The organism is Streptococcus mitis (assembly GCF_047465045.1).
Classification (GTDB): domain Bacteria; phylum Bacillota; class Bacilli; order Lactobacillales; family Streptococcaceae; genus Streptococcus; species Streptococcus mitis_DT.
Genome location: NZ_JASHAR010000001.1, coordinates 101,724 through 114,463, shown reverse-complemented (window position 1 = coordinate 114,463; position 12,740 = coordinate 101,724). Strand labels below are relative to the sequence as shown.

At 37.4% G+C, this 12,740-nt stretch carries 11 protein-coding genes; 1 reads left to right on the top strand and 10 read right to left on the bottom strand.

Translation table 11 applies throughout. The features are described 5' to 3' along the window. Nucleotides 1-3: 3 nt before the first annotated feature. Together QM409_RS00540 and QM409_RS00535 are read right to left on the bottom strand one after the other, a co-directional pair. Entirely contained in the window at nt 4-822 is an 819-nt protein-coding gene (locus QM409_RS00540; RefSeq protein ID WP_414304969.1) for a Cof-type HAD-IIB family hydrolase, read from the bottom strand. Then, entirely contained in the window at nt 822-1,613 is a 792-nt protein-coding gene (locus QM409_RS00535; protein ID WP_414304970.1) for a Cof-type HAD-IIB family hydrolase, read from the bottom strand. The genes QM409_RS00540 and QM409_RS00535 overlap by 1 nt, the downstream gene beginning before the upstream one ends. A 228-nt stretch (nt 1,614-1,841) precedes the next feature. Between QM409_RS00535 and QM409_RS00530 the strand changes: the two genes are divergently transcribed. Further along, nucleotides 1,842-2,537, top strand: a complete 696-nt coding sequence (locus QM409_RS00530; protein ID WP_049544161.1) for a VIT1/CCC1 transporter family protein — start codon at nt 1,842-1,844, stop codon at nt 2,535-2,537. Between the two features lie 238 nt (nt 2,538-2,775). On the opposite strand, the gene QM409_RS00525 is transcribed toward QM409_RS00530, so the two are convergent. The 8 genes from QM409_RS00525 to QM409_RS00490 form a co-directional block, all read right to left on the bottom strand. Continuing rightward, the gene (locus QM409_RS00525; RefSeq protein WP_414304971.1) at nt 2,776-4,764 is read right to left on the bottom strand and encodes an ABC transporter permease; all 1,989 of its coding nucleotides are present in this window, start codon (nt 4,762-4,764) and stop codon (nt 2,776-2,778) included. A 1-nt stretch (nt 4,765) separates the two neighbouring features. Further along, the gene (locus QM409_RS00520; RefSeq protein ID WP_000173372.1) at nt 4,766-5,524 is read right to left on the bottom strand and encodes an ABC transporter ATP-binding protein; all 759 of its coding nucleotides are present in this window, start codon (nt 5,522-5,524) and stop codon (nt 4,766-4,768) included. Nucleotides 5,525-5,907: 383 nt separating this feature from the next. Further along, a complete protein-coding gene (locus QM409_RS00515) occupies nt 5,908-7,029 on the bottom strand; it encodes an AAA family ATPase (RefSeq protein WP_049521640.1) in 1,122 nt (373 codons plus the stop codon). Between the two features lie 3 nt (nt 7,030-7,032). Next, nucleotides 7,033-7,761: a hypothetical protein gene (locus QM409_RS00510; protein ID WP_049521639.1), complete on the bottom strand. Its 729-nt coding sequence runs from the start codon at nt 7,759-7,761 to the stop codon at nt 7,033-7,035. A 10-nt stretch (nt 7,762-7,771) separates the two neighbouring features. Continuing rightward, nucleotides 7,772-9,406 carry a hypothetical protein gene (locus QM409_RS00505; protein WP_414304972.1) on the bottom strand — a complete coding sequence of 545 codons (1,635 nt, stop codon included), beginning with the start codon at nt 9,404-9,406 and terminating at the stop codon, nt 7,772-7,774. 117 nt (nt 9,407-9,523) lie between these two features. Continuing rightward, a complete protein-coding gene (locus QM409_RS00500) occupies nt 9,524-9,796 on the bottom strand; it encodes a PspC domain-containing protein (protein WP_001085048.1) in 273 nt (90 codons plus the stop codon). A gap of 58 nt (nt 9,797-9,854) precedes the next feature. Then, complete coding sequence (locus tag QM409_RS00495) at nt 9,855-10,304, bottom strand: SprT family protein (protein ID WP_078352143.1); 450 nt, start codon at nt 10,302-10,304, stop codon at nt 9,855-9,857. Beyond that, nucleotides 10,291-12,420 carry a Tex family protein gene (locus QM409_RS00490; protein WP_414302188.1) on the bottom strand — a complete coding sequence of 710 codons (2,130 nt, stop codon included), beginning with the start codon at nt 12,418-12,420 and terminating at the stop codon, nt 10,291-10,293. Before QM409_RS00490 ends, QM409_RS00495 begins: the two co-directional genes overlap by 14 nt. Between the last annotated feature and the right edge of the window lie 320 nt (nt 12,421-12,740).

The following is a 12,740-nucleotide window of genomic DNA, read 5'->3' as shown; positions in this document are numbered from 1 at the left end:
ATCTTAGTTCTCCTTTAGCACATATTCTTCGATAGCCCAGGCGACAGCCTCTTCATCATTGGTCATTGGTGTCACTACATTTGCGACTGCCTTGACTTCAGGAACAGCGTTTTGCATGGCAACACCGAGCCCTGCCCATTCAATCATTGAGAGGTCATTTGCCTCGTCACCACAGGCCATGACTTGGCTTTGGTCGATTCCTAGATGGCTGATCAGTTTTGCCAAACCTGTTGCTTTATGAACATTCTTTGGTGACCACTCTAGCAACATTTCCCGTGATTTAAAGATTTCATATTGGTCAAACAATTCTGGAGAAATCTTCTGAATAGCTGCATCCAAGGGTTCTTGAGCAAAGGCGGTCACGCATTTATTATAAGTCATTTGACTAGATAAGTCTGCAAAGTCCACTGGAACAAAAGTCAAAGCTGGATTGAATTTGGCATAAAGACTTTCTTGGTCTGATTGAATTTGATAAACAGTTCCTTCTGAGATGGCATCAAGAGGCAGTGATAATTTCTCTGTTTCTTCATACAAGCGTGCTACATCATCATATGAAAAGACTGTCTTATCAAGGATTTCACCTGTATTTTTCTGAACTAAACCACCATTAAAAGTAATCGTATACTCATCTTCCTGACCGTCAGTCCCTAGCTCATGGAGAAAGAAATCCATAGCTTTTAAGGGACGACCAGTTGTCAATACGACCTTGATACCACGATCACGCGCAGCTTTCAAGGTTGCCTTGGTGCGAACCGTCAACCTTTTATCAGTAGTCAGCAAGGTCCCGTCCAAGTCCAATGCAATCAATTTTATATCTGCCATTATAAGCCCTCCATATAAGCTATAACCGACTGGTCCTTATGGTGACCAATCACTGTCTCTGCTAATTCTAAAATTTCAGGTCGTGCATTTTCAGGAGCTACAGGATGTCCCACAACCTGCATCATATGCAAGTCATTTAGATTGTCTCCAAAAGCCATAACCTGATCCATTGTGATACCAAGTTTTTTAGCTAATTCAACAATAGCCACACCCTTATCGACATAGTCCAGAACAATATCAATGGATTCAAAACCAGTTGTCATGGCCTTAACACCAGGAACGTTTTCATTGACCCAAGCTTCCCCAGCTTCTAGCGTTTCTTCTGTGAAGTTGGTTGTAAATTTGAAAATGTCATCTGTGATATCTTCCAAACTCGCTACTTTTTGGATATTTTCATTATAGTGCTGGCTCACTTTCAAATAGGTCTCATCAACCGTATCTAGAACATAAGCTCCCTTTTTTCCCGTCAAGAGCAGTTTATTGATATCTACATAAGGTGAAGTTTTCAGCATTTCAAAAGTTGATAGATAAAAGTCACGAGACATAGTCGCTTCATACAAATCTTGACCTCGATATTCTACCAAACTGCCATTTTCCGCGATGAAAATAATGTCATCACGAACATCAGCAAATAATTTTTCTAGAGACAGAAATCCGCGCCCTGAAGCTACCGCAAAGTAAATCCCTTTTTCCTTGTAGGAAGCCAAAAGAGACTTGAGGCGGTTCATATCAAAGCGTCCATTCCCATCTAGGAAGGTTCCGTCCATATCCGTTGCTACTAGTTTAATCATAAAATCTTTCTTACTCCGATTAGTAAATCTACCTTCTATTATACCATAGATAGCTAGAAAAAGGACGAGTCTATCAGCTTTACCTATCTTTTATCCTTTCCTACTAGCTAGTACTGATTTCAACTTAAAAACTCTTAAAAAATTAAAATCGTGCAACTTTTTTCAGACAGTTTTAAAAGATTGATTTCCTTATATTTTTCCTTTATACTGGATAAAAAGGAGAATAATATGTCAGAAACAAATCACGAAATTGATTCAAATTTTGCAGGTCGTTTAAATATCCTGCGTGCGGGTGTGCTTGGTGCCAATGATGGGATTATTTCCATTGCTGGTGTGGTTATCGGGGTTGCTAGTGCCACGACCAATATCTGGATTATTTTTTTATCAGGTTTTGCGGCTATCTTAGCTGGTGCCTTTTCAATGGCTGGTGGAGAATATGTATCCGTTTCAACTCAAAAAGATACCGAGGAAGCAGCCGTTGCGCGTGAGCAAGTCTTGCTAGACCAAGATATGGAACTAGCCAAAAAGTCCCTCTATGCTGCCTATATTCAAAATGGTGAGTGTGAAACATCAGCCCAACTTCTCACCAACAAAGCCTTTTTAAATAATCCGCTCAAGGCTTTGGTAGAGGAAAAATATGGGATTGAGTATGAAGAGTTTACCAATCCTTGGCATGCTGCTATCTCTAGCTTTATTTCTTTTTTCCTTGGTAGCTTACCACCAATGCTTTCAATTACCATTTTCCCAAGTGAATACCGCATCCCTGTTACTGTCCTTATCGTCGGTGTGGCCCTTCTTCTCACTGGTTACACTAGTGCCAAACTTGGAAAAGCCCCAACCAAAACAGCTATGATTCGAAACCTAGCTATTGGTCTCTTGACTATGGGAGTTACTTTCCTGCTCGGACAACTTTTCAGCATTTAATACTCTTCGAAAATCTCTTCAAACCACGTCAGCGTTGCCTTGCCGTATATATGTAACTGACTTCGTCAGTTCTATCTGCAACCTCAAAACAGTGTTTTGAGCTGACTTCGTCAGTTCTATCTGCAACCTCAAAACAGTGTTTTGAGCAACCAGCGGCTAGCTTCCTAGTTTGCTTTTTGATTTTCATTGAGTATAAAATACAAGAAATACCTCGATTTTGAAGTCGAGGTATCTTTTTTTACATTTGCACAATCTTGCGATAACTTCTTGAAGTAATCATGAAAATCAGCACATAGGCGATGAGGAAGATAGCGCAGATAGACAAGGTCACAGTCAACATCATATTCGTATCTATTACACCAATCACTTTTAAAATCAGACTAAGCATATGGTAGGCAAAGGCTAGATGTATGAAGGCAAAAAGCAAAGGAAGGAAGAAAACAGTTAAAACCTGTTTGTTAATAGTTTGCTTGATTTGCTTTTGATCTAAACCGACTTTCTGCAAGATAATAAAGCGCTCACGGTCTTCATAGCCTTCAGAAATTTGTTTGTAGTAGATGACCAGAACAGTTCCGACCATAAAGATAATGGATAGGAAAATACCGATAAAGAAGACACCACCAAAGAGGGCACTCATCTGAGAACTAGCATCTGCTAGATTGCTACCGTAAACATAGCTACCTTCCGTGTTTAATTGAGCATTAAACTGATTGAGGTATTTATCATATTCTTCAGCGACCTTGAGTTGTTCTTCTTCGTTGGCATTTACATTCATACCACCGTAAAACTGATTATAGATAGCCGAATCTGGGAATTGATCCAAAAAGGCTTGTAAATTAGGTACAACAAGGTAATTGTAATCAGCAGTCAAAATATTAAACTGATTTGGAACATGGTTTACAATGAAATCTTTAGTAAATTCTTCTTTGACAGAAAATTGATGATCATTTAGAGTTAGAGCTTTCTGTTCTTTAACTCCCTCATTCTTTGCAAAGAGTCCGACCTCATTTCCTGATAGAGACAATTTTTGGCCAGTCATATTTTCATAATCTTTTTGGTCAAATACCATGAAAACTGTTGTGGGTTGGACACGATTTTGTCCTTTTTCAAAAAGGGTTAACTTGCTACCTTCTTGGTTTGCAACACCAAAGTAAGCGTAACGAAGAACTTCTTTCTCTTTAATCTTATAACCTTTGTCACTTGCAAACTGGCTCAAGAGTTTGTCCAAGTCTTCTTTTTCAACATTTTGTCCTGAAACCCCAAAATCATGAGGATTTAGAACTTTTTTAAAGCTTTCTGAGGCATTGAAAATACTAGTCGCTGCTGACATGGTTACCAAAACCATTGTTGACAAAATAGCGATAGTTGCTAGTCCAACCGCATTTTTCTTCATACGGAAAATCAAGTTGGACACTGAGATAAGGTTATTGGGCTGGTAATAGTATTTCTTGTTTTTCTTTAAGATTTGAAGGAAAACTGTAATTCCTGCATTGAACAAAAGATAAGTACCAAAGATAACCAGCAAAACAGCTAAGAAGAAGATTGTTAGGGCTGTAAGAGGATCTTTTACAGTAAGCGCAAGATAATAACCAATACCTAAACTAATCGCACCAAGAATAGTTTGGAGAGGAAGGAAACGTCCTTTTTTCTCACCACTAGCTTTCTCACGCGAGAGCTGGAGGGCATTCATACGGGCGATTCGAAGGGCATTCAGTAACATGAGGCCTAGGAAAATCAAACCGAAGACAACAAGTACTGTAATGACAACTTTCATCTGGAAGGTAGCGACCAGTTCCACCTTCAATTTCATCAGTTTGAGCAAGAAAGCGAAAATTAACTTGTCAAACAAGGCTCCAATACCGATACCTGCTCCAACAGTTAAAATTCCAAATAGCACTAACTCTTTAAAGGTCATACTGATTAGATGACGCTTCTCCAAGCCCAACATGCCATAAATTCCTAGTTCCTTGGAACGGTTCTTCATGACAAAACTATTGGCATAGAGGACGATAATGGCTGACGCAAGGGTGACGACAAACATACCAAATCCTAGAGTAGCTTGAATGGTTGTCCCTCCACGGATTTCCGAAATCTTGGGATTGAAGGTTAAGGAGTAAAAGAGATAGGTGACGGTGACTGCCAAGAGAACAGCCAGCGCAAAAGGATAGTAGAGTTTGCGGTTTTTAATCAAGTTCGATACCGCTAACTTATTGGTTAATCGAAACATACTAATTCACCTCGCTTGCCATGACAGTCAAGGTATCAGAGATTTCTTGGAACATCTGACGTTCTGTCTTCTCTCCACGGTAGATTTGGTTGTAAAGAATGCCGTCTTTGATAAAGAGTACACGTTTAGCTCTGCTAGCTGCTGCTGTTGAGTGGGTTACCATAAGAATGGTTTGGCCACGCTCATTGATTTCATCAAAGACATCAAGTAAGGCTGCAGAGGACTTGGAGTCAAGGGCTCCTGTTGGCTCATCCGCAAGGAGAATTTCAGGTTCTGTAATGATAGCGCGTGCTACTGCTACACGCTGTTTCTGACCACCAGAAATCTCGTAAGGGTACTTCTCTTGCAATTGGTTGATTCCCAGATTCTCAGCTGTCACCACCAATTTCTTCATCATTTCCGTAATGGGTCTTCTTGACAAGACAAGCGGAAGCAAGATATTGTCTTTTACAGAGAGAGTATCTAGCAAGTTAAAGTCTTGGAAGACAAATCCTAGCTTTTCACGACGGAAGCTAGAGGCTTGTGAATTTTTAATGGTTGCGGTGTCCGTTCCATTTAAGTAAACCTGACCACGAGTTGGTTTATCCAGCATAGCTAGGATATTGAGAAGAGTTGATTTACCAGAACCAGACTCACCCATGATGGCAACGTAGTCACCCTTTTCGACGGTAAAGTGAATATCCTTGAGAGCTTCTACTTGGTTGCCCTGAAAACGAGTTTTATAAATTTTTTGAACGTGTTTTACATCTAAAAGTGTCATGAGAATCTCCTTTCTTAATATCCCATCAAATGAAATGTCTCTTGCATCATAGCGCATCCCAGCTGAACGCGCTCGATATCTTTATGGCTTGGTTTTCTTGTTTTCTTCTGTAAGATTTGTTTCATGATGTTACTCCTTTGTTCTTTATGAGTCTAGTTTACATCAAAAAAAGACCGCTTGCCATAACCTAATCTTACAAAAGAGACTTTAATCTTACATTTTTGTAAGATTGGGGGAAATGTAGATATTTTATTAAAAATATTTTACCATAAAAAGAAAGTAAGAAGAAAACCCTTGCAGATACAAGGGTTCAGATTCGTAAATTAGCTGCAACGGTCAATAATACATTCATAAACAGTTTGAAGATTCATTATTTCATTTGATTATAAATCTATGTCACTAGAACGATTTTCATTTATACAAAAATCATCTTTAATCAACAAAGTTAATTCTTTTGAACTCACAGCTTCACTTTGGTTAAGTCGGACAGCTTGATTCATTATTAAATCTTCATATAGATTTCGAACAAAGCGACCGTTAGAAAAATTGGTGAGATTACTTTCTAACTTTTCATTAAAATAATTTAATAATACTTCTTTCAGCTTGTCATCTGTATGGTAGTCGTCTTTTCTTGCTAATGTTTCAAAAATATCTAACAATTCTGTAGAAGAATAATTTTCAAAATTAATAAAATAATTAAATCGAGATTTCAAACCAGGATTTGATTCAAAGAAATGGTTCATTGGTTCGGTATAACCAGCTACAATAACAATTAAATCATCTCGTGCATCTTCTAAGGCCTTTGTAAGTTCTGTTAAACATTCTCGACCATATGAATCAGTATTTTCATTTTCAGTAATACTATACGCCTCATCAATAAAGAGAACTCCACCTTTCGCCTTTTCTATGATATCTTTAACTTTCAGTGCAGTTTGTCCTTGGTAACCTGCAATTAAATCTGTTCTGGAGACTTCCATAAAATGTCCTTTGGATAAAAGTCCCAATTGGTAGTACATTCTTCCAATAATTCTAGCAACAGTTGTTTTTCCTGTTCCTGGATTTCCCATAAAAGCCATGTGTAAAGTTCTTTTAGGAATATTTAAGCCAGACTCTTTCCTTTTTGACTGAACTTTTTGATAAATAATTAAACGATTAACTTCTTTTTTTACCTTCTCTAAACCTACTAACTGATTTAGTTCCACCAAAAGGTCGTCTAAAGACGATTTCTTTTGGTGACTCAACTCTTTTTCTAAAGTATCAAATAGATAAGTATATCCAAGGAAACTAGCTAGATTATCAGATAAATCTTTTAATAAAGGTGTAAGCTTGTTTCGTTTGTTAATTTGCTGTAATAAAAAAATAGATTTATATAATTCTGCTACTGATTTTGTATCAGTATGATTTTTTATAATATTATTTACTTTATCCAGATAATTATTTTCTTTTCCAAAATAGAGGTCTAATTTCTTTGCGCTACAAATTAATTTATCTCGAGAAGTTGACATATCTTACCTCAATAACATGAAAAGCAAGGCAATCACTAACATACCAATAGAAATTCCAGAAACAACAAAGACTATTAGGAGGCGATTTGAAATAAATTGAATTTGTTGTTTACTTTCGTTCAATTCTCTCCTAAGTTGCTCAATTTCTCCAGTATTTGAAACTGGTTCTGAAGGAAGAGTACTTGCGAATTGTTCTAGATTTACAAGTCTATCATTGAATTTAGAAAGTATTACCTCATGTTTTTCGATAGAGTTTTTGCTATTTTCTTCGTTAAATTTCTCTTTAAATTGCTTAAGAGCTACTAGAGTTGCTTTTTGTTTCTCAATGGTTTTATCAATACGTACTTGTTCTTTTAATATTTTTTTATTTGTATGATCAATTGCTGCTACAGAAGAAAGAATTGCTTGAATATGACCTTTATCAAGAGCTTCTAAAGCTTTATAAACTTGACCAAATTCTTCAATAAGTGTTTGTTGATTATCATAAAATTTTGAAATGTAATTTTGAGTTTGTTCAACTAAAGTATTAAACTCTTTACCAGTAACCCCATGTTCAGCAAATTCAAAACCAAAGAAGTCTTCATGAGTTCTAACTGTATCAAAATACAATTCATCTTGACTTTGTTCAGCAAACTCTTTCAGATGCTCTTTCGCTTCATCGAAATCATGTTTTCTAATGTTTATTTCAATTGTTTCTTGTTCTTGCTCTTGCTCAAATACTTCTTCTTCCATATTTATCTCCCTAATCTAATAATTCTTGTAATAAACTATCAATCTCATCAAAGTCACTTTTATCGTCTCTTGTAGATTCTGTAAAAATATCTGATAACTTTTCTTTCATTATTGAAGCAGCCATATCATGTCTTTCCTTAATAGTATTGATAACAGAATCTTTTTCTACTTGAAGCTTTATGCTCTTTACATCTAGTAATTGATCTTTGATTACTAACACTTCATTATTTTGATCAATTTTCTTAGAACTTAATTCAGTAATCTGTTTATTGACAATTTGCTGATCAATCATTTTTAATACGAAAGCGCCAATAATTCCTGATAAAGTTGCTCCCATAAATGTTCCAATGACGCTACCGATTGTTCCCAAAAGTGGTATTGAAATAGCCAAAACTGGAAAACTTGCTGTGAGGGATGCTCCTAAAGCTTCCCCAACTACAATTGCACCTGTAGCTGTTAAACCCGCAACAATAATTTTTCCAACCTCTAACATCATAATATCAAGGCTTTTATCTTTATTTTCAGGATTCTTTATATAATCTATTGCTTCTTTCAAAGATTTCCAACCTTGGTGTATAAATGTCCAAGCTTTAAGAACTGTATTAATTACAGGTCCAACTATTGCAGACGCAATCATTGTAACTACAGATTTACCGACATTTAATACATGATTTGCTAAGTTATTTACAAAAGATATGATAGCCTCTTTTATTTTATCAATAAAAGTCGATAAGTTTCTTTCTGTATCTTTTAGCCAAGAGATAAATTTAGAAATCAATTCTCGCAAAAATTCTGATAATAACTGTAAAAGCACTGCTTTCAAAGCTTTTCCGGAAATTTTTAATGCCTCATCGCGTCGTGATTTTTTACCTGATTTTATAGCAGTATCTTTATTTTCTTGTTTCCTTTTTTGAAGTTCTTCCCTAGCCTCTCGGTCATCTTTTTCTAACTGTTTTCTATCAATATTAAATCGCTCTTCAGGCTTTAATCCATCTCTTTCTGAATTCAAAAATTCAGTCATAGTTTTATCGCCCTTGGACATATTAGCAGATGCATCTAAATCATGTAGATTTTTAGAACTATTAGCAAACTCTTTAACTTGTTCTTTTGAGAAAAATGTTGCCATTTCAACATCATTTAATTGTTCCTTTATAGAAACCGTATGGTCTTTATGAACTGCTCCTGAACCTTTGTCTCTACCTTTATCAAAGAAATCACGAGCATCACTTTTAAGAACTCTTTCGCCATCTTTATTAGTAGTAAAGTTATCTTGCCATTTAGCATATCTTTCTTGATAATTAACATCTCTATTATGGGTTGCAAATTTACCTTTTTCAAAGTTTTCAGCAGTTTGTATATGTGCTTCTTTTCGTAAATCTAGGGTTTGTCCGTTGTTCTCTTTAATAAACTCATCACCAATTTGGGCAGCAAGTTGAAGTTGCACTTGCTCCCAGACTATATTCTCAATAGATTCTTGAAGGTATTCATTATTTTGTAATTTTTCCCTATCTAAATCAATTTTTTCTATATCTTTAATAAGATCTTTGAGATTATTTTCTAGAGAATTTTCTAAATTAAGCAATTCGTCGTATTCAATCTCAATATTTGATGATCGTAATGCGAGTAACTCATTCTCATTAGCCATAATACATTTCCTGTCAAATTATTTTTATACGCTTATTATACCATTTAGGCATAGATTCTGACAAGATGAAAAAAAAGCCTTGTCTTTTATAAAACAAAGCTTATTTCATTATTTACCTCACCAAAACCAGCCTTCATTATCGTCAATGGCTTGGGCTTCCTTGCGTTTGCGTGGGCCTGTTCCATACATTTCTGCTTCGATTTCTTCCTTAGTCGGCATGACAGAAGCTAGGATGATATAGATAATCACGCCAAGTCCAAAGTTTGCAACTGTAAAAATGGCAAACAAGAAACGAACAAGGGTAACATCAAAGTTCCACTTATCTGACAGACCTGCCAGAACTCCTGAAATCATGCGATTTCGTCTCATTTTATAAAATTTACTGTTCATGATTTTTCCTCTTTCTACTAGGTTAGACACAGTATATCACGGGTAGGCTCGGCTTTCATCAGTCCTCAGGCTGATTTATTAGTAGCAATTTACCTCTACAAACTCCACAGCGATAGCGTTTGGTATCAATCTTTCGCTTACGCTGATACCTTTGCTGGCAGGATTGACAACGATAGAGTTTGAGTGGTTTAGAGTGGCTATTTGTCAAGGAGGGTACAAAGCGTAATCCATCCACTGCTTTCAACAGTTCCTTAAAATCCCGATCCTTGTGTTGATAGCCCTTCCCTTGAAAATAGAGGTGATAATGACAGAGTTCATGTCGGACAATTTTCCTAAAAACATCCAAACCCAGTTCTTGATAAACCTTAGGGTTAAAATCTAAATGCCCATCTTTAGGGAAAAAACGCCCACCTGTCGAACGTAGACGCCTATTCCACTGGACATGATGGATAAAAGGTCTGCCGAAGTCTTCTAGTGAAACCTGCTTAACATAATCAGTCAGTTTCATTTGGAGCGAGGAGCGACAGATTGACTTTTTCACGTTCAGTATCGATTTTCTTAACCCAAACTGTTACCAAATCTCCGACGGACACCACTTGGCTTGGGTGTTTAATAAATTTGCGACTCATATGGGAAATATGAATCAAGCCGTCCTCGTGAATCCCGATATCAACGAATGCACCGAAGTCAACGACGTTACGCACAACACCTTCCAGCTTCTGGCCGACTTTTAAGTCTTTAATATCCAAGACATCTTGACGAAGCACAGGTGCGTCAAAGGAATCACGGAAATCTCGACCTGGTTTGAGAAGATCGGCAATGATATCTTTAAGAGTTTCTGGACCAAGGTCTAGCTCTTGCGCCATATCTTTGACTGAAATCGACTTGAGTTTGCTTTGGGCTTCTTCGTTTAGGTCTTTAATATCTAAACGTTTGAAGAGTTCCTTAACGGCAGAGTAATTTTCTGGGTGAACTCCTGTATTATCAAGGATATTGCTACTTTCAGGGATACGAAGGAAACCAGCAGCCTGTTCAAAGGCCTTGGCTCCCAGACGAGGAACTTTCTTGATTTGGGCGCGTGAAATGATTTTCCCTTCTTCTTCACGGTATTTGACAATATTTTCAGAGATAGTTTTGTTGAGTCCAGCTACGTGTGAAAGTAGAGCTGGGCTGGCCGTATTGACATTGACACCGACTTGGTTTACCACTGTATCGACGACAAAGTCCAAACTTTCAGACAATTTCTTCTGGCTGACATCGTGCTGGTACTGACCGACCCCAATTGACTTAGGATCGATTTTGACCAATTCCGCAAGGGGATCTTGTAAACGACGGGCGATAGAAATAGCAGAGCGTTTTTCAACGGTCAAGTCTGGAAACTCCTGACGAGCTAATTCACTAGCAGAATAGACAGAAGCACCACTTTCATTGACGATAACATAGCTGACTTCAGGGAAATCTTTAAGAACTTCCGCCACAAAGGCTTCACTTTCACGACTAGCAGTACCATTTCCGATGGCAATGATTTCCACGCCGTATTGACCAATCAAGTCTGCCAGATCTTTCTTAGCTTCTTCGATTTGACGAGCTGATGCTGGTTTGACAGGATAAATGACCTGAGTTGTCAGCATTTTTCCTGTTGCATCCACGACAGCTAGCTTGGCACCTGTACGAAAGGCTGGGTCAAACCCAAGAACCATGCGCCCTTTCAGCGGAGCAACCAAGAGAAGATTGCGCAGATTGTCCGAAAAGAGTTGGATAGCCCCTTCTTCTGCTTTCTCAGTCAATTCTGTCCGAATACGTCGCTCGATAGCAGGCAAAACTTTTTTCTTAACTGACTGTTGAACAACTTCATCAATATAGGTATTTTTTACCTTGAAACGAGCTGCAAAGAAGGTAAGAATGCGGTCCGTTGCATGTTCAAAACCGACCTTCAAGACACCTAGCTTCTCCCCACGATTAAGGGCTAAGGTACGATAACCCTGCATATTTCCAACTGTCTCTGAAAAATCATAGTAAATTTGAAAAACCTGCTTTTCATCAAGACTTTCATCCTTGACTTGAGAAGTGAGTTTAGAGTGTCTCAGAACTTCCTGATAAGTCATGGAACGCAAGGTCACATCTTCCGATAAGGCTTCGACCAAGATATCAACTGCACCACCCAAGGCCTCCTTACCAGTCACAAATCCTTCACAGACGAACTTTTCAGCTTCCTTCTCTAAGTCAGTTACATTCTGCAAAATCAAGCGAGCAAGCGGAAAGAGTCCGGCTTCACGGGCAATAGTTGCCTTGGTTCGACGTTTTTCCTTGTAAGGAAGGTAGAGTTCTTCTACGTCAGCTAATTTTTCGGCAGCTAAGATAGCTTCCTCCAATTCCTTGGTCAGCTTGCCTTGTTCTTGAATCTTAGCCAAGACAGCTTCCTTACGGTCGTTGAGGCTGGTCAGACTTTTATCCAAATCAATAATGGCCTTAATCGCCACCTCGTCCAGACTACCAGTCATGTCCTTGCGATAACGCGCGATAAAGGGAATCGTCGCCCCTTCAGCTGTTAAACTTAGAACGGTATCAATTTGCTTTAACGTCACTCCCAAATCCTGGGAGATTTTTTCATATTTTTTATCCATGAATCTATTATACCATAAGCCAATCTTATTCAAATTATCTCTTACAATTTTAAAACATAAGTTGGTGAATAAATTTGCTTCATTTCAATATTCTATTTATTGAGAAGGTTTCAATTTAAAATTCTACTAGATTACAAAAGAATCTATGAGTAATTTCACTGTTTTTATTTTTTACAAACCGCTTTATAAAGCTATTTGTTGAAGTTAACGAATCAATTTTCAGAGCAAATAAAAAATCGCAAGCCTGAGCCTGCAGTGAGTGTAATCTATCTTGAAATTTCAAATAAAAAAGGAGCATTTAAGCCCCTCCTTTGAAATAA

What these genes read in the sequence shown, in the direction of transcription:
- QM409_RS00540 (WP_414304969.1), bottom strand. Translation starts at nt 822, where the DNA reads ATGGCAGATATAAAATTGATTGCATTGGACTTGGACGGGACCTTGCTG.
- QM409_RS00535 (WP_414304970.1), bottom strand. Translation starts at nt 1,613, where the DNA reads ATGATTAAACTAGTAGCAACGGATATGGACGGAACCTTCCTAGATGGG.
- QM409_RS00530 (WP_049544161.1), top strand. Translation starts at nt 1,842, where the DNA reads ATGTCAGAAACAAATCACGAAATTGATTCAAATTTTGCAGGTCGTTTA.
- QM409_RS00525 (WP_414304971.1), bottom strand. Translation starts at nt 4,764, where the DNA reads ATGTTTCGATTAACCAATAAGTTAGCGGTATCGAACTTGATTAAAAAC.
- QM409_RS00520 (WP_000173372.1), bottom strand. Translation starts at nt 5,524, where the DNA reads ATGACACTTTTAGATGTAAAACACGTTCAAAAAATTTATAAAACTCGT.
- QM409_RS00515 (WP_049521640.1), bottom strand. Translation starts at nt 7,029, where the DNA reads ATGTCAACTTCTCGAGATAAATTAATTTGTAGCGCAAAGAAATTAGAC.
- QM409_RS00510 (WP_049521639.1), bottom strand. Translation starts at nt 7,761, where the DNA reads ATGGAAGAAGAAGTATTTGAGCAAGAGCAAGAACAAGAAACAATTGAA.
- QM409_RS00505 (WP_414304972.1), bottom strand. Translation starts at nt 9,406, where the DNA reads ATGGCTAATGAGAATGAGTTACTCGCATTACGATCATCAAATATTGAG.
- QM409_RS00500 (WP_001085048.1), bottom strand. Translation starts at nt 9,796, where the DNA reads ATGAACAGTAAATTTTATAAAATGAGACGAAATCGCATGATTTCAGGA.
- QM409_RS00495 (WP_078352143.1), bottom strand. Translation starts at nt 10,304, where the DNA reads ATGAAACTGACTGATTATGTTAAGCAGGTTTCACTAGAAGACTTCGGC.
- QM409_RS00490 (WP_414302188.1), bottom strand. Translation starts at nt 12,420, where the DNA reads ATGGATAAAAAATATGAAAAAATCTCCCAGGATTTGGGAGTGACGTTA.